Annotated in this window: 13 protein-coding genes; 10 read left to right on the top strand and 3 right to left on the bottom strand. The window is 72.4% G+C overall.

Going from position 1 to position 17,131, the window contains the following annotated elements:
• Positions 1 to 7: 7 nt before the first annotated feature.
• The 3 genes from AB0O09_RS33350 to AB0O09_RS33340 all read right to left on the bottom strand — a co-directional run bounded on the left by AB0O09_RS33350 (position 8) and on the right by AB0O09_RS33340 (position 3,947).
• Positions 8 to 730 carry an ABC transporter permease gene (locus AB0O09_RS33350; RefSeq protein ID WP_363548426.1) on the bottom strand — a complete coding sequence of 241 codons (723 nt, stop codon included), beginning with the start codon at positions 728 to 730 and terminating at the stop codon, positions 8 to 10.
• Entirely contained in the window at positions 727 to 1,695 is a 969-nt protein-coding gene (locus tag AB0O09_RS33345; RefSeq protein ID WP_363548424.1) for an ABC transporter ATP-binding protein, read from the bottom strand. The genes AB0O09_RS33350 and AB0O09_RS33345 overlap by 4 nt, the downstream gene beginning before the upstream one ends.
• A 128-nt stretch (positions 1,696 to 1,823) precedes the next feature.
• Positions 1,824 to 3,947 (bottom strand): prolyl oligopeptidase family serine peptidase, encoded by a 2,124-nt coding sequence (locus AB0O09_RS33340; protein ID WP_363548422.1) that lies wholly within the window; start codon positions 3,945 to 3,947, stop codon positions 1,824 to 1,826.
• A gap of 299 nt (positions 3,948 to 4,246) precedes the next feature.
• Here AB0O09_RS33340 and AB0O09_RS33335 point away from each other — a divergent pair, with 299 nt between their 5' ends.
• From AB0O09_RS33335 to AB0O09_RS33290, 10 genes are all read left to right on the top strand, one after another.
• A complete protein-coding gene (locus AB0O09_RS33335) occupies positions 4,247 to 4,441 on the top strand; it encodes a DUF2304 family protein (RefSeq protein ID WP_030275935.1) in 195 nt (64 codons plus the stop codon).
• A gap of 28 nt (positions 4,442 to 4,469) precedes the next feature.
• Complete coding sequence (gene mshB, locus AB0O09_RS33330; RefSeq protein ID WP_363548420.1) at positions 4,470 to 5,357, top strand: N-acetyl-1-D-myo-inositol-2-amino-2-deoxy-alpha-D-glucopyranoside deacetylase; 888 nt, start codon at positions 4,470 to 4,472, stop codon at positions 5,355 to 5,357.
• On the top strand, positions 5,354 to 5,809 hold the full coding sequence (locus tag AB0O09_RS33325) for a DUF6113 family protein (RefSeq protein ID WP_363548418.1): 456 nt from the start codon (positions 5,354 to 5,356) through the stop codon (positions 5,807 to 5,809). The genes mshB and AB0O09_RS33325 overlap by 4 nt, the downstream gene beginning before the upstream one ends.
• A 322-nt stretch (positions 5,810 to 6,131) precedes the next feature.
• Positions 6,132 to 8,591 carry a peptidoglycan binding domain-containing protein gene (locus AB0O09_RS33320; protein WP_363548416.1) on the top strand — a complete coding sequence of 820 codons (2,460 nt, stop codon included), beginning with the start codon at positions 6,132 to 6,134 and terminating at the stop codon, positions 8,589 to 8,591.
• A 307-nt stretch (positions 8,592 to 8,898) separates the two neighbouring features.
• Positions 8,899 to 10,614 (top strand): ABC transporter family substrate-binding protein, encoded by a 1,716-nt coding sequence (locus tag AB0O09_RS33315; protein WP_363548414.1) that lies wholly within the window; start codon positions 8,899 to 8,901, stop codon positions 10,612 to 10,614.
• Between the two features lie 489 nt (positions 10,615 to 11,103).
• Positions 11,104 to 12,147, top strand: a complete 1,044-nt coding sequence (locus AB0O09_RS33310) for an ABC transporter permease (protein ID WP_359982306.1) — start codon at positions 11,104 to 11,106, stop codon at positions 12,145 to 12,147.
• A gap of 104 nt (positions 12,148 to 12,251) precedes the next feature.
• Positions 12,252 to 14,021, top strand: a complete 1,770-nt coding sequence (locus AB0O09_RS33305; RefSeq protein ID WP_363548412.1) for an ABC transporter substrate-binding protein — start codon at positions 12,252 to 12,254, stop codon at positions 14,019 to 14,021.
• 145 nt (positions 14,022 to 14,166) lie between these two features.
• Positions 14,167 to 15,150: an ABC transporter permease gene (locus AB0O09_RS33300; protein WP_359982300.1), complete on the top strand. Its 984-nt coding sequence runs from the start codon at positions 14,167 to 14,169 to the stop codon at positions 15,148 to 15,150.
• A 64-nt stretch (positions 15,151 to 15,214) separates the two neighbouring features.
• Positions 15,215 to 16,285 carry an ABC transporter ATP-binding protein gene (locus AB0O09_RS33295; RefSeq protein ID WP_344628267.1) on the top strand — a complete coding sequence of 357 codons (1,071 nt, stop codon included), beginning with the start codon at positions 15,215 to 15,217 and terminating at the stop codon, positions 16,283 to 16,285.
• Positions 16,286 to 16,304: 19 nt separating this feature from the next.
• Positions 16,305 to 17,131: ATP-binding cassette domain-containing protein (locus tag AB0O09_RS33290; protein WP_363548410.1), on the top strand; the 827-nt coding region annotated here is incomplete at its 3' end.

Below are 17,131 nucleotides of genomic sequence, written 5' to 3'. Positions count from 1 at the left end.
CCGGCCATCATGCCGCCCGGGTGTCCCGGCGGTACAGGAAGGCCGCCGCCGCGACGAACAGCGCCAGGAATCCGGCCATGCCGGCCACCGCGACGCCGTCCAGTGCCTGGCCGGGCTGCACGAAGGCGGCCAGCCGGTTGTACAGGTAGACGGGGTCGAACCGGGCGAAGGCCACCAGCGAGTCGCCGACCGGGAACCAGGTGCCGCCGAACAGCGCCATCAGCATGTAGACGATCATCACGATCGGCTGCACCGCGTCGGGCGCCGCCGCGTAACCGAGCGCCACGCCCAGCGCGGCGAAGACGAAGCTGCCGAGCCACAGCACCGCCGCGAGGCCCAGCCAGCGGCCCGCCGACAGCTGCACGCCCTCGACCGCGCCGATCGCGAAGACCACCAGGATCGCCGGCAGCGTGGTCACCGCACAGGCGGCGATCTTGCCGACCGTGTACGCCCGCCCGGGCAGCGCGGTCAGCCGCAGCTGCCGCACCCAGCCGCTGCGCCGCTCCAGCGAGATCCGCTGCGCCGAGCCGGTGAGCACCGCGCCGACCGCGCCGAAGGTGGCCATCGAGACCATGAAGTACGACTTCGCCGGGACGCCGCCGGCCACGTCGCCGCCGCTGTAGGCGCTGATGAAGAAGACGTACAGCAGCGCCGGGTAGAGCACCGTGAACATCAGGTACCGCTTGTTGCGCAGGGTGCGCAGGATCTCCAGCCGGATCAGGGTGGTCATCGCACGGTCTCCTTCGCGGGGGCCGCGGCCGCCTCGTCGGCGGCGGCCTGCTCGGTGATGGTCAGGAAGGCCTGCTCCAGGCCGAGGCCGGTGACCTCCAGGCCGCGCGGGTACAGTCCGGAGCGGTAGAGGGCGGCGACGCAGGCGTCCGCGTCGGTGGCGCGGATCCGCACGGTGCGCACCCCGCCGGCCCGCCCGCCGACCTCCAGGCCGGCGACGCCGGGCAGGGCGCGCAGCAGGGCCTCGTCGGCCTCGCCGTCGCCGGGGTGCAGTTCGAAGCCGACCCGGCGGGCGCCCGCCCGGGCCTTGATCTCGGCGGAGGTACCGTCGGCGATCAGCCGCCCCTTGTGCAGCACCAGCACCCGGTCGGCGACCGAGTCCGCCTCCTCCAGGTAGTGGGTGGCGAAGAGCACGGTGCGGCCGGCCGCGGCCTGGGCCCGCATGGCGGCCCAGAAGGCCTGCCGGACGGAGACGTCCATGCCGGTGGTGGGCTCGTCGAGGACGATCAGGTCGTTGGCGCCGGCCACCGCGAGGGCGAAGCGGACGCGCTGCTCCTGGCCGCCGGACAGCTTGTCGACCCGGCGGTCGGCGATCTCGGCGATGCCGGCCTCGGCGAGCACCGCGTCGACGGTGTGCCCGCGGGGGTGGATGCCGCAGGCGAGGGCCACCAGTTCGCGGACCTTGACCTCGGTCATCAGGCCGCCGCTCTGCAGCATGGCGCCGACCCGGCCGGCCTCGATCGCGGCCCGCGGCGGGCCGCCGAACAGTTCGACGCTGCCCGTGTCCGGTTCGCGCAGGCCGAGCAGCAGGTCGAGGCTGCTGGACTTGCCCGCGCCGTTCGGCCCGAGCAGCGCGACCGTCTCGCCCGGCCGCAGGACGAGGTCCAGCCCGTCCACCGCCGTGACGCGGCCGTAGCGCTTGCTGACGTTCCGGAAGGCCGCGACCTCCCCCGTGCCCGTACCCATCTGTCCGCCGTCCCTCCGACGCCCTCTTCGCTGACTCCACCAGGCTCGCGCGGAGCGGGGGGCGGGCGGCAGTGCGGGCCGTCGTGTCCTCGGCATGACGGATGTCATGCCGAGGACACCGGTGCGGGTCAGAGCCCCAGCGAGCGCTTCAGGAAGTCGACCTGGAGCAGCAGCAGGTTCTCCGCGACCTGCTCCTGCGGGGTCATGTGGGTGACCCCGGAGAGCGGCAGCACGGTGTGCGGGCGGCCGGCGGCGAGCAGCGCGGAGGAGAGCCGCAGGGTGTGCGCGGCGACGACGTTGTCGTCGGCCAGCCCGTGCACGATCATCAGCGGCCGTTCCAGCTTGGCCGCGTCCGCGGTCAGCGAGTTGGCGTCGTACACCTCGGGGTGCTGCTCGGGGTGGCCGAGGTACCGCTCGGTGTAGTGGGTGTCGTACAGCCGCCAGTCGGTGACGGGGGCGCCGGCGACGGCCGCGTGGAAGACGTCCGGGCGGCGCAGCACGGCGAGGGCGGAGAGGTAGCCGCCGTAGGACCAGCCGCGGATCGCGACCCGGCCGAGGTCGAGCGGGAACTCCTCGGCGAGTGCGTGCAGGGCGTGCACCTGGTCGTCGAGGGTGATGCCGGCGAAGTCGTGCCGGATCGACTTCTCCCAGGCGGGGCTGCGGCCGGGGGTGCCGCGGCCGTCGGCGACCACCACGGCGAAGCCCTGGTCGGCGAACCACTGCGAGGTCAGGTGCGGGTTGTGCGTCTGCACGACGCGCTGGCCGTGCGGTCCGCCGTACGGGTCCATGAGGACGGGCAGCGGGCCGTCCCGCTCGGGGTCGTGGCCGGTGGGCAGCAGGACGGCGGCGGGGATCCGCCGGGTTCCGGCGAAGCGGAAGGCGGGGCGGGCGGTGAGCAGCGGCGTCTCGGCGTACGAGGCGACGGTGGCCACGGCGGTGCCGTCCCGCAGCACCTGGACGAGGGTGCCGGGGCGGTCCGGGGAGGCGCTGGAGAGCACGGTGGTGCCGCCGGCGTGGACGGCGGCCGCGGCGCCGTCGCCGTCCGGCCCGAACGGGGCGACGCCGTCCGCACCGGCCCGGAACAGGCCCGTCCAGCCGGGCGGGCGGCCGCTGCCCGCCTCGCCCTCGGAGGCGGTGAAGAGCACCTCGTCGTCGCTCACGGCGAGGACCGAACGAACGTGCAGCGCGGCATCGGTGACGGCCCGTTCGCCGATCAGCAGGGCGCGGGCGCCGCTCTCGTCGGAGATCCGCACCAGTCGGCCGTCCGGGGTCCAGGCGGGGACGCCGCCGAAGAGCTCCAGCCAGGCGTCGTCCTGCTCCTCGACGAGCGGGGCGGTGCTGCCGTCGGCGGTGTCGACGGTGCGGATCTGCTGGCTGCGCTGGTCGCGGGCCTGGACGAGCAGCAGCGGGGCGCCGCCGGCCGACCAGTGCACCCGGGCCAGGTACGGGAAGGCCTCGCGGTCCCAGACCACCTCGGTGCGGGCGCCGCCGTCCAGGTCGACGAGCCAGAGCCCCACCTCGGCGTTGGGGGTGCCGGCGGCCGGGTAGGCGACCTCGGCGGGGGCGGCGGAGGGGTTGGCCGGGTCGGCGATCCACCAGCGCCGGACGGGGGTGTCGTCGACCCGGGCGACGAGCAGCCGGCGGCTGTCCGGCGACCACCAGTGGCCGCGGTCGCGGTCCATCTCCTCCTGGGCGGCGAACTCGGCCTGGCCCCAGGTGACCCCGTCGGCCTCGGGCTCGGCGAGGGCGCGGTCGCCGCCGCCGTCGGTGCGGGTGACGCGCAGTGCGCCGGCGGTGGTGGCGTAGGCGACGTGGCTGCCGTCGGGGGCCGGCCGCGGGTCAAGCAGCGGGCCCTCGGCGGGCAGTTCGCGGGCGGTGCCGGCGGCGAGGTCGGCGGCGAAGAGCCGGCCGGAGAGGGCGAAGGCGGCGAGCGAGCCGGTGGCGTCGAGGGCGTAGCCGACGATGCCGGCGGAGCCCTCGCGGCTGCGCTCGCGGCGGGCCCTCTCGGCGGCCGAGAGGTGCTCCTCGTCGCCGCCGAGCAGGGCGGCGGGGTCGGCGGCGACCCGCTCCTCGCCGGTGGCGGGGTCGAGGGTCCAGAGGCTGTTGGCGCGGTCGCGGCCGGAGCCGGAGCGCAGGAAGACGACCCGGCCGCCGTCGGGTGCGACGGCGAAGGAGCGGGGCGCGCCGACGGTGTAGCGCAGGGTCCGCGCGTACTGCCGGGGGAAGGTGTCCGCAGGGTTCTCGGTGGTCATGGCACCCGACCCTACGGCCTGCCCCCGCCGGTGATCACTCGTTCGGAGCAGCCCCGGGCAACGGCCCCCGGCGGGCCCACGGGCCGTGTGCCACCGGCCGTTCGGCCGTCCGGAGCACCTCCGCGCCACGCTTGCCCACCTCACGGTACGTAATACCGGGGTCACCGATCGGGTATGTGTTGCTCATCGCGATACGGAGCCGGACCGTCCCGTTCCTTCCCGGTTCCGGATCGAGAGCCCGTCCCGCACGACCCGCCGCCCGCCCCGGGCGGCGCACCCGAGAAGGGGTGTGAGCCCTCATGGCTTTGTCCGTCTCCGCAGCCGTGCTGATGCTGGTCATCGTGGTGGTCCTGGTCCGCCGGTCCGGCCTGAAACTGGCGCACGCGATCATCTGCGCGCTCCTCGGCTTCTACCTCGCCTCCACCTCGATCGCGCCGTCGATCCAGGAGGTCACCAGCAACGTGGCAGGGATGATCAATGGCCTGAAGCTCTGACGGACCGGCGGTCGCTAGGCTGACGGCCATGACCGCAGCCTCCGACCGCCCGCCCCGCCGCCTGCTCCTGGTGCACGCGCACCCCGACGACGAATCGATCGGCAACGGAGCCACCATGGCGCGGTACGCCGCCGAGGGTGCCCTGGTCACGCTGGTGACCTGCACCCTCGGCGAGGGCGGTGAGGTGATCCCGCCCGAGTCGGCCCACCTGACGGCCGATCGGGACGACACCCTGGGCGAGCACCGGATCGGCGAGCTGTCCGCGGCGATGCGCGCGGTCGGCGTCGCCGACTTCCGCTTCCTCGGGGGCCCGGGCCGCTACCGCGACTCCGGGATGATGGGCGTCGCCGAGAACGACCGCCCGGACTGCTTCTGGCAGGCCGACCCGGACGAGGCCGCCGACCACCTGGTCGCGGTGGTCCGCGAGGTCCGGCCGCAGGTGCTGGTCACCTACGACGAGAACGGCGGCTACGGCCACCCCGACCACGTCCAGGCGCACCGGGTGGCGCTGCGGGCGTACGAGCTGGCCGCGGACCCGGCGCACCGCCCGGAGCTGGGCGAGGCCTGGCGGATCGCCAAGGTCTACTACAACCGGATGCCGCGCTCGGTGATCGAGCAGGGGCTGAAGGAGACGGCCGACGCCGCGGTCTTCCCCGGCACCGCCGCCACCGGCGACGTGCCCGGCGTGGTGGACGACGCGGTGGTGACGACGGTGCTGGACGGGACGGCGTACGCCGGGGCGAAGGCGGCCGCGATGCGGGCGCACGCGACGCAGATCACCGTGGCCGGCCGGTACTTCGCGCTCAGCAACGACCTGGGGCAGCCGCTGCTGGCCACCGAGTACTACGAGTTGGTGCACGGCGAGCCGGGCGGGGAACTGCCGGAGACGGACCTCTTCGCCGGGGTGGCGCCGTGAAGGCGCTGCAGGTGGTGCTGGGCACCCGCTCGGAGCGCATGGCCGAGCCGCTGCCGCCGCGAGGTTTCCGGGTGGCGGCCTACGTGGCGCTGTTCCTCGTGGGGGCCGCGGTCTCGTTGTGCGGAGCGTTCGTGCAGGCCCTGTGGCCCCCGTTCGGCGTGCTGCTGGCGCTGGGCGCGACCGGCGGGGTGTTCTACGGCGGGCTCCGGCTGACGGGCACGAAGCTCGGCGCGGGTATCCCGCTGGCCGGCTGGTTCGCCGTGCTGATGGTGATGATGGCGCCCCGCCCGGAGGGCGATTTCGTCCTGGCTGCCGGTCTGACCTCGTACCTCTACCTGTTCGCGGGCGCGGTCGCCGGGGTGGTCTGCGCGACGCTGCCGACCCAAACGCCCCTCGGTTCCGGCGCGGCCGGCGACGCTCGGCAACGGCCCGTCAAGGACCCCCGCGCATAGCCCGATAGCGGAATTATCGGACATATCGGCTTCTTTCCGATCCGGACCGGCTCCCGGCGCTTCCCAGTATGGTGGTGCCGGTGCGGGTGCCTCCGGTCCGATCGGCCGGGGAACGACAGCCCCGGATGCCTCGGACGCAGGGCGGGAAGGTACCTTCGCCCCAGTCGCGTGGCGGCGGCGGCGTCTCAGCCAACACGTGAAGAAGCTGGTGTCGGAGGGTCCGTCCGGTCCGCAGCGCGGTGCCGCACCGCACGCGGAGGGACGTCCCACAACCCGCGGCCGCCGCCCGTCGGCGCGGCCGCGAACCCGGAGCAGAGCAGCATTGAGCAGCCGCGAATCTGACAGCGCGTACCCGTCGCCCCGTGGGGCCAACCCCGGCCGCCGCACCGCGGACGGGGCGGACGCCTACCCTTCCGGCACCCCGCCGTACGGCACCGGACTGCCGGGCGCCGCCGCGTTCGCGCACGGCCGCAACGACGACCCCTTCGGCACCGCCGCCCAGGGGGGCCCCGGCACCCCGGAGGCCGCGGCCGACGAGGTGCCGAAGACCGAGACCACCCTGACCACCCGGATCCGGATCAACATCCCCGGCTCCCGGCCGATCCCGCCGGTCGTGGTGCGCAGCCCCGTCAAGAACGAGGAGCCCGCGGCCGGGGCGGGTGCGCCCGGGCCGCGCTCCGAGGGCACCGGCTCCCCCGTCCTCGGCCTCGTCGACGCCGGCACCGCCGACGCCCCGGCGAACCTGCCGCCGGAGTGGCAGGAGGGCGGCCCCCAGGGCGGCCCGGCCGGCGGCGCCACCGGCGGCCAGGGCCGCCCCGACGGCGCCGGCGAGTCGGAGTCCACCGGCGCCTGGTTCCGTCCGCGCCAGAAGGGCCGCCAGGACGCCGGGCCCGCCCCCGTGCCGGCCGGCGCCCCGGGCGGGGCGCCGCAGCCGGGCCCGCAGGCCGCCGCGGCCGCCGCCCAGGCCGCCCCGCAGGCCGCTCCCCCGGGTGCTCCGCGTCCCGCCGCGGGCGCGCCCCGGCCGGCCGCCCAGGGCGGGCCGCAGACGGCCCCTCCCGGTCCGCGCGGACCGGTGCCCGGCGAGCGGCGTAGCGCGCCGCGGCCGGGTGGCGCCCCCGCCTCGCCGTTCGCCGGCGGCCCCGAGGGCGCTCCGCAGGACCCGTTCGCCGCGCCGGCCGCCGATCCGTTCGCCGCGCCCTCGCAGGGCCGTCCGGACGGCGGCGGGCAGCGCCCGGCCGGGCGCTTCGCCGCGGACCCGTTCGCCGGGCCCGCGCAGGGTCGCCCGGCGGCCGCCCCCGGTGCGCCGGGCGGCGAGCCGCGCCGCGCACCCGCCGATCCGTTCGGCCCCGCCCCGGTGCAGGAGAACCCGTTCCGCACCGGCCCGGCCGACCCGTTCGCCGCGGGCCGGGCGGCCGGCGCCGCCCAGCCGGAGCCCGAGGACACCCAGGTCGGCGGGTTCGAGCCGATCCGCGACGAGGGCCGCCCGGGCGGCTCGATACCCGGTGTGCCGACCGCCAGCCTGTTCGGCTCGGCTCCCCCGGCGGCCGATCCCTTCGCCGGTCCGGCGGACCCGTTCGGCGGGGCGCCCGCGCAGCCCGACCCGTTCGCCGCGCCCGCGGACCCGTTCGCGCCCGGCCCGGCCTCGGCCGCCACCGACCCGTTCGCCGACCCGTTCGGCGGGGCGCCCGCACAGCCCGACCCGTTCGGCGGCGCGTTCGGCGCCGCCGCTCCGGACCGGGGACGTCCGGCCCCCGCCGCCGCGGAGGCCGCGCCCGCACCGGCCCCGGCGCCCAAGCCGGTGCCCCCGAAGGCCGAGTCCGCCGAACCCGCGCCCAAGAAGCGCGGCAAGGCCCGCAAGCTGGCCGGCTACGCCGTCGGCGGTGTGCTCTTCGCCGGCGCCGCCGCGTACGGCACCGGTCTGATGCTCAACCAGGCCGACATCCCCAAGGGCACCACCGTGCTCGGCACCGACATCGGCGGCGACACCCGCGACCAGGCGGTGAGCGCGCTCGACGACTCGGTGGCCAAGACCGGCAAGGAGCCGATCAAGCTCAAGCTGGGCGGTCAGGCGCTGAGTCTGGACCCGGCGACCGCCGGTCTGAGCTTCGACACCACGGGCACCGTGGACGGCCTGACCAAGCACAGCTACAACCCGGTCGAGGTGATCGGCTCGCTCGCGGGCGGCACCAAGGCTGTCGCGCCGGAGGTCAAGGTCGACCAGTCGAAGCTGAAGGCCGCGCTGGACGAGCTGGCCGCGAAGTCCGGCCAGGGCGTCAAGGAGGGCTTCGTCCGCTTCACCGAGACCGGCCAGACCGAGGTCGTCCCCGGCAAGGCGGGCCAGGGCCTGGACTCCGCGGCGGCCGCGGCCCAGGTCGAGCAGGCGTACCGCAACCGCGCGGCCGGGCAGCCCGAGGGCGAGGTCGCGCTGACGCTCACCGCGGCCCAGCCGAAGGTCGGCGAGGACGCCCTCAAGGCGGCCGCGGCCTCGCTCGGCAAGCAGGTCCTCAACGGCAACGTGACGCTGAAGGCCGGCAAGCTGAAGTGGGACTTCGGCAAGCTGACGGCCAGCAGGGCGCTGACCCTCGCCCCGGACGCCTCCGGCAAGGTCGTCCTCACCTGGGACCTGGACAAGCTGGACACCGCGCTGAACGGCGTCTTCGACAAGGCCAAGACCCGCAAGAACGGGGCGCTCGTCCCGATCACCCCGCAGGACGTCGCCGACGGCATCGCCTCGGTGCTCGACAAGTCCGGCAGGGACCGGGTCTTCACCTTCCCCGCCTGATCCCCGCAGGTCCTCGTGGACCGGCCGCTCCCGGCCGGTCCACCCCGCGCACGGCCCCGGAGGCCGGGCCCGCCGGCACCCGCCGGTCCGGGCCCGGCCTCCGCGGCGTTCTGGCGGTTACTCGCCAGTGGCGGGGCAAAACCGGGCAAGACACCCGTCCTGGCCGCCTCCCGCACCGCGTTACCAATCCTTGATCGGGACCCGGTCGACAATGCGCGCGCCCGGTCAGCAGGATGTGCCCCCAGCCGAGCCGCCCCAACCCGCGCAGACGGCCGCCCCCGCCGCACCGCCCCGCTGGGAGACCCTCGTGACCAGACCCCGGTTCCCGCTCGCCCTGACCGCGTCGGCGGCCGCCCTGGCGCTCGCCCTCTGCTCCTGCGCGAGCAGCGGCGAACCGCCGGCCGGATCCGACGGCGGCGCCCGCATGGACGGCGGGACGCAGCGGATGACGCTGTCAGCCACCAACCCCCGGCCGCGGACGGCGCTGAAGCGGGGCGGCACCCTGCAGTGGGCGGTGGACCGCCTGCCGACCCAGTGGAACCCGCTGCACGTCGACGGCGCCGAGCCGGCCACCACGGCGGTCATGAAGGCCCTGCTGCCGAGCTTCTGGCACTCCGACGCGGGCGGCACCCAGACGCCCAACAAGGCGTTCCTGCTGGACGCGGTGAGCGGCACCGAGAACGGCCGGCAGACGGTCACCTGGACCCTCAACCCCAAGGCGCACTGGTCCGACGGCACCCCGGTCACCTGGCGGGACCTGGCCGCCACCTGGCGCGCGCTGAACGGCACCGACCCGGCCTACCGGACGGCGGCCGCCGCGGGCTTCGACCGGGTCGAGTCGGTCACCCGCGGCAAGGACGACTTCCAGGCCGTGATGGTCTTCCGCACCCGGTTCTCCGAGTGGCAGTCGATGTTCAACAACGCGGCGGACACCCCGCTGCTGCCCGCCGCGCACGCGGGCACCCCCGAGCAGTTCAACACCGGCTGGGCGGACCGCATCCCGGCCACCGCGGGCCCCTTCCGGCCGGCCGGGATCGACCGCGCCACCGGCACGGTCACCCTGGAGGCCGACCCGGGCTGGTGGGGCGAGAAGCCGCTGCTGGACCGGATCGTCTTCCGCGCGATGGACCCGGGCGCCATGGCGGACGCCTTCGCCCGGGGCAGCGTGGACTACTTCGACATCGGCCCGGACGCCACGGCCTACCACCGCGCCGCGGAGGTCGGCACCGGCGAGATCCGCAAGGCCGGCGGCTCGAACGTCCGCGCACTGGTGCTGAACGGCCGCAGCCCGCAGCTGACCGATCCGGCGGTGCGGCGGGCCGTGCTGCGGGCGATCGACCGGGAGTCCATCGCCCGCACCGGCCTCAAGGGGCTGGACTGGGCGTACACCCCGATGAACAACCACTTCCTGGTGCCGGGGCAGAACGGCTACCGCGACAACTCGGCCGGACTCAGCCAGTACGACGTGGACACCGCGGACGCCGAGCTCGACAAGGCGGGCTGGGACCGGCCGGGCTTCGGGATGCGCAGCAAGGACGGCAAGCCGCTGACGCTCCGTCTGGTCGTGCCGCAGACCGGCCAGGTGGCGGCCGCCGAGAGCACCCAGGTGCTGGAGATGCTGGCTCTCGCGGGGATCCAGGTCACCGTGCAGAAGGTGCCGAACGCCGACTTCCTCGCCACGTACGTGAACCGGCACGACTTCGACCTCACGCTGCTCGACATCACCGGAACCCCTTTCCCCGCAACCTCGTTGGCCAGTACCTTCCAGCAGGGGGCGGGCGGGAACGTCTCCCAGGTGGGCAGCCAGGCGCTCGACGAGGCCATCGCTGACGCCGCGTCGGGCGAGACCGCCAAGGAGGGCTACGAGGCCATCAACCGGGCCGACGAACAGGCGTGGCAGGTGGCCGGCCTCATCCCGCTGTACCAGCGGCCGGCGATCTACGCCGTGCGGCGGGCGGTCGCCAACCTGGGCGCGCCCGGCCTGTCCGACCCGGTCTACGAGGACATCGGCTTCCAGAAGTAGCCGGAGAAGAATGCACGGCGAATACTCGCCAGTGGCGTGAATTTGCCATCCAAGAGCGGGGGCGAATTGCACGGCGGCACACCCCGGGGATGCCCAAATATTCGACCCGCCTACCGCAAAACACTAGTGTCCGATTATCGGACGGTGCAACACCGTCGACAATTCGCCCGGGAATGCCCAAAACGGACAACAGGTCTACGCGCATCGACCGTTGGCGCTGGCGGATTCGGCGTCCACATAGCGGATGCCACCCCGGCACGTTACGGACGCGTGAACACGCTATGCAGCTTTATGTCCGCTTTTGACCGTCTCACAGAGGGCATGTCAAGCGATTCCGCACTACGAAGTGGTTGACATTGCAGCACGAAGCAAGAAATGGGCGTCCGCGAAGTGAGGAACTCTTGACGTTCGATTAACGACTTGCAAGAGTCCGTGCATCCAACTTTTTCTCCTTGCTGCACACAGACCACGGTCGGGAGCTTTAGCACCATGACGACGCCTACCGGGGCCACGACGGACGACGACAGCGTTCTGGTCGGGTCCACGTCGGACCTCGACGCCACCAGCACGGCCGACGCTCCGTCAGATCCTGGCTTCCGGGGCCTCTCCCCGGGCAAGCTCATGTGGCGGCGCTTCCTGCGTGACCGCACCGGCGTCGTCAGCGCCGTGATCGTGCTGGGCTTCCTGGTGGTCGCCCTCCTCGCCCCCGTCATCTCGATGGTCTACGGCAAGGACCCGGTCACCCACTACGGCCAGAACGCGGACGGCCTGCTGACCGACTCCGGTCTGCCGATGGGCCCCAACGGCGGTATGAGCGGCGACTTCTGGTTCGGCCTCGAGCCGCTGCTCGGCCGCGACATCTTCATGCTGCTGATCTACGGCATCCGCACCTCGCTGCTGATCGCCGTCGTCACCTCGGCGCTGACCACCGTCATCGGTGTGGCGCTCGGCATCGCGGCCGGCTACCTGGGCGGCAAGACCGACTACCTGATCGGGCGCGTCATCGACATCCTGATGTCGTTCCCGTCGCAGATCTTCCTGATCGCCACCATGCCGGTCGTCACCAGCCTGCTGGTGGCCGACAACGAGAAGCAGCCGACCTGGCTGTCCTTCACCGCGGTGACGATCGTCCTCTCGCTGCTCGGCTGGATGTCGCTGGCCCGCATCCTGCGCGCCACCACCCTGTCGCTGCGCGAGCGGGAGTTCATCGAGGCGGCGAAGGTGACCGGTGCCTCCCCGGCCCGGATCATCTTCAAGGAGCTGCTCCCCAACCTGTGGACGCCGATCCTCGTCCAGTCGACGCTGGCGCTCCCCGCCTTCGTCACCGCCGAGGCCGGTCTGTCCTACCTGGGCGTCGGTGTCACCGAGCCCACCCCCGACTGGGGCCGCATGATCGCCGACGCGGCCCAGTACCTGCGAACCGACATCACCTTCCTGATCTTCCCGGGTCTGGCGATGGTGCTGTTCGTCCTCGCGTTCAACCTGCTCGGCGACTCCGTCCGGGACGCATTCGACCCGAAGGCCAACCGCTGACCCCACCAGCGGGCACCGAGCAGCCCCAAAGACTCCGGGGGGATGGGCACCCCAGCCCCGGGCACCCAACTGAAATGCAGACACCTTCCACAGGCAGGATGAAGATGAACGCTCGCAAGTCGCGGCGGCTCGCCGCCGCCATCATGGTGGCCGGGGCCCTGACCGTCACCACCGCGTGCTCCAGCGGCCACTCCAACGGCGACGGTGCCGCCTCCGGCGCCTCCAAGGAGCCGGTGAAGGCGACCAGCATCTCGGTCGGCACCGCCGCCGACTCCAAGGGCCCTGCCGTCGCCGAGCCCGACGCGAAGAAGGGCGGCACGGTCAACATGATCGACCGCGACGACTTCTCGCACCTCGACCCGGCCCAGATCTACCTGAACTACAACAGCGAGGTCTCGCTGCTGTTCACCCGTCAGCTGACGGGCTACAAGTACCTGCCGGACGGCACCCAGAAGCTGGTCGGCGACCTCGCCACCGACACGGGTACCACCACCGACGGCGGCAAGACCTGGAAGTTCACGCTGAAGGACGGCGTGAAGTGGCAGGACGGCACCGCGATCACCTCGGCCGACGTCAAGTACTCGATCGAGCGCACCTTCGCGCCGTTCATCAAGTCGGGCCCGGTCTACATCCAGCAGTGGCTGGCCGGCGACAAGTACCGCGAGGCCTACCCCGGCCCGTACGACGGCAAGGGCCTGGACGCCGTGCAGGCGCCCGACGCAAAGACCATCGTCTTCACCTTCAAGGACGCCCACCCGGACGCCAACTTCACCCTGGCGATGACCGGCTACGGCGTGGTCCCGAAGGCCCAGGACACCAAGGAGGCGTACGACAAGAAGCCGTTCTCCTCCGGCCCGTACCAGATCGCCGAGCACGTCACCGACAAGTCGCTCGACCTGGTCCGCAACCCCAACTGGGACCCGGCCACCGACCCGATCCGGAACGCCTACCCGGACAAGTGGCACATGGAGTTCGGTGTCCAGGCGCAGCAGTCCACCGAGCGCTTCATGGCGGACAACGGCGCGGACAAGCTGGCCTTCAGCTTCCACAACCAGGTCCACACCAGCTTCATCGACCAGGTGAAGGCCGACGCGAAGCTCAAGCCCCGCACGCTCGAGGGCCTGACCCCGTACGTCGACTACTACTTCATCAACAACACCCGCATCAAGGACCAGAAGGTCCGCGAGGCGCTCATCAAGGCGTTCCCGCACCAGCAGACCCGCCAGATCCAGGGCGGCACCAGCTACGGTGACTACGCGACCACCTACATGAGCCCGACCACCCTCGGCTACGAGAAGAGCGACGTCTTCGACACGCTCAAGAAGCCGCAGGGCGACCCGGAGGCGGCCAAGAAGCTGCTGACCGAGGCCAACGCCGTGGGCCAGACCATCGTCTACGCCTACAACAACACCCCGGTCCAGCAGAAGGTCACCGAGGCGATCCGCGTCGCCCTGGAGGCGGCCGGCTTCAAGTTCGTCCCGAAGCCGCTCGACGCCAAGACCTACTACGACGCCATCGGCCTCGTGAACAACGAGTACGACCTGTACTGGGGCGGCTGGGGCGCCGACTGGCCGACCGGCTACACCTCGCTGCAGCCGGTGTGGGACGGCCGTGCGATCGCCGACGGTGCCTCCAACTACGCGCACCTGAACGACCCGGAGGTCAACTCCGCGATCGACGCCGCGGTCAAGATCGCCGACCCGATCGAGCAGGGCAAGGCGTGGGCGGCGCTGGACAAGAAGCTCCAGGAGAAGGCCGTCTCGATCCCGGACGTGTACCAGCGTTCGCTGAGCCTGTACGGCTCGGGCCTGGGCGGCGTGAAGTTCGACACGCTGTTCGGTCTGCAGTCGCCGCTGAACATCTACGTCAAGTAGTCCTCGGCACCACGCAGTAGCCCTCGGTGGGGCACCGGCCGGTACCACAGCCGGTGCCCCACCACTCTGGCCACCCGAAGCCCCACCCGCCCTCTGCTCGCCACCGCACCCGCAGCCGGCGCCCCGATCAGGAGAGCCCGACCCCATGCTCCGTTTCCTAGTCCGCCGTTCCCTCGGCGCCCTCGTCATCCTGCTGATCATCAGCATGGTCACCTTCGCGCTCTTCTTCGCCATTCCGGCGGACCCGGCGCGGCTCTCCTGCGGCAAGGTCTGCACACCCGAGAACCTTGCCCTGATCAGGCACACCATGGGGCTGGACCAGTCGGTGCCCGAGCAGTACTGGCACTGGCTCAGCGCGATCTTCGTGGGCCGTGACCTGCCCGGCTCGCTGCCGCACTGCGACGCGCCCTGCTTCGGCTACTCCTTCGTCAAGCAGGAGATGGTGCTCGACACCCTGCTGGACCGCTTCCCGACCACGCTGTCGCTGACCGTCGGCTCCGCCGTGGTCTTCCTGATCTTCGGCATCGGCACCGGCATGCTGGCCGCCCACAAGCAGGGCAAGGCCCTCGACAAGGTCGCCAGCGCCGCCTCGCTGGTCGCCACCTCGATGCAGATCTACGTCGCCGGTCCGCTCGCGCTCTGGGCGCTGGTCTACAGCACCGACCTGATGCAGCAGCCGACCTACGTGCCGTTCACCGAGGACCCGCTCGGCTGGTTCACCGGCCTGCTCGTCCCGTGGATCGTGCTCTCGCTGATCTGGACCGCCAACTACACCCGTATGACCCGCTCCTCGATGGTGGAGCAGCTCACCGAGGACTACGTCCGCACCGCCCGGGCCAAGGGCATGTCGGGCACCTCGGTCTTCATGCGGTACGCCTGGCGCGGCGCGATGGGCACCATCGTCACCGTCTTCGGCATCGACCTGGGCGTCCTGCTCGGCGGTGCGATCATCACCGAGACCACGTTCAGCCTGCACGGCCTCGGCCAGCTGGCGATCGGCTCCTTCGTCGACTCCGACCTGTCGATGCTGGTCGGTGTGACCATGGTCGCCGCGGCCCTGATCGTCGTCTTCAACATCGTGGTCGACGCCGCGTACGCCCTGATCGACCCGCGCATCCGTCTGGCCTGACGGCCGCACCCCCTGGCCGCAACCGCAGTTCCCACCTCACGTACCGCACCGAGGAGCCCAGTCCATGACCACCCAGGCCAAGCCCGAGGAGGCGGCCGCCGGCGGCGGCAGCAGCACCGCCTTCCTCTCAGTCCGCGACCTCTCGGTCCGCTTCAGCACCGAGGACGGCGTGGTCCGGGCCGTGGACAACCTCTCCTTCGACGTGGAGCCGGGCACCACCCTCGGCATCGTCGGTGAGTCCGGGTCCGGCAAGTCCGTCACCAACCTGGCGATCCTCGGCCTCCACAACCCCGAGAAGACCGACATCAGCGGCTCGATCAAGCTGGCCGGCCGGGAGTTGGTGGGCGCGCCCACCAAGGAGCTGGAGAAGCTCCGCGGCAAGACGATGTCGATGATCTTCCAGGACCCGCTGACCGCCCTGTCGCCGTTCCACACGATCGGCAAGCAGATCGGCGAGACCTTCCGCAAGCACACCGGCGCCTCCAAGAAGGAGGCCCGGGACCGGGCCATCGAGATGCTGACCAAGGTCGGCATCCCGCAGCCGAACGTGCGCGTGGACGACTACCCGCACCAGTTCTCCGGCGGCATGCGCCAGCGCGCGATGATCGCGATGTCGCTGGTCTGCAACCCGAAGCTGGTCATCGCGGACGAGCCGACCACCGCGCTGGACGTCACCGTGCAGGCGCAGATCCTCGACCTGCTGAAGGACCTGCAGCAGGAGATGGGCACCGCCATCATCCTGATCACCCACGACCTCGGCGTGGTCGCCAACACCGCGCAGAAGATCATGGTGATGTACGCGGGCCGCGCGGTGGAGCGGGGCACGGTGCGCGAGGTCCTCAAGACCCCGCAGCACCCGTACACCTGGGGCCTGCTCTCCTCGATGCCGAACCTCTCCGGCCCGGTCGACGTTCCGCTGCGGCCGGTCCGCGGCACCCCGCCGAGCCTGATCCACCTGCCGTCCGGTTGCCCGTTCAACCCGCGCTGCGACTTCCGCGAGAAGGTCGTCGGCGGCGGCTGCACCACCGAGCGCCCGGCCCTCCTCCCGGAGGCCGGCCACGCGACCGCCTGCCACCTGACGGCGGCCCAGAAGCAGGACATCTTCATCGATCAGATCCAGCCGCGGCTCGGCTGACAGGACGGGCAGAGACACCATGAGCAACGAGCTGACCCTCGACAAGTCCGCGTCGGGCACCCCGGCCTCGACCGACCCGCTGCTGACCATCACCGGGCTGCAGAAGCACTTCCCGGTGATGGACGGCTTCCTGTTCAAGCGCAAGGTGGGCGCCGTCCACGCGGTCGACGGCGTCGACCTGACCGTGCACGCCGGCGAGTCGGTCGGCCTGGTCGGCGAGTCCGGCTGCGGCAAGTCGACCACCGGCCGGCTGGTCACCCGCCTGCTGGAGCCCACCGCCGGTTCGATCTCCTACGCGGGCCGCGACATCACGCACGCCTCGCGCAAGGAGCTCGCGCCGATCCGGTCCGAGATCCAGATGATCTTCCAGGACCCGTACTCCTCGCTGAACCCGCGGCACACCGTCGGTTCGATCATCTCCGCGCCGATGGAGATCAACGGGATCAACCCGCCCGGCGGCGTCCAGCGGCGCGTCCAGGAGCTGCTGGAGACGGTCGGCCTCAACCCGGAGCACTACAACCGCTTCCCGCACGAGTTCTCCGGCGGCCAGCGCCAGCGCATCGGCGTCGCCCGCGCGCTGTCGCTGAACCCGAAGCTGATCGTGGCCGACGAGCCGGTCTCGGCGCTGGACGTCTCCATCCAGGCCCAGGTCGTCAACCTGCTGCAGCAGCTGCAGAAGGACCTCGGCATCGCGTTCCTGTTCATCGCCCACGACCTCGCCGTCGTGCGGCACTTCTCGCAGCGCGTCGCGGTGATGTACCTCGGCAAGATCGTCGAGATCGCCGACCGCCAGTCGCTCTACGAGGCCCCCCGGCACCCGTACACGCACGCGCTGCTCTCCGCCGT

Origin of the sequence: Kitasatospora sp. NPDC093679 (genome assembly GCF_040683455.1) — a bacterium.
Lineage (GTDB): Bacteria > Actinomycetota > Actinomycetes > Streptomycetales > Streptomycetaceae > Kitasatospora > Kitasatospora arboriphila.
The sequence above is the reverse complement of the archived record's forward strand: the minus strand, read 5'-3'. Positions and strand labels throughout refer to the sequence as shown.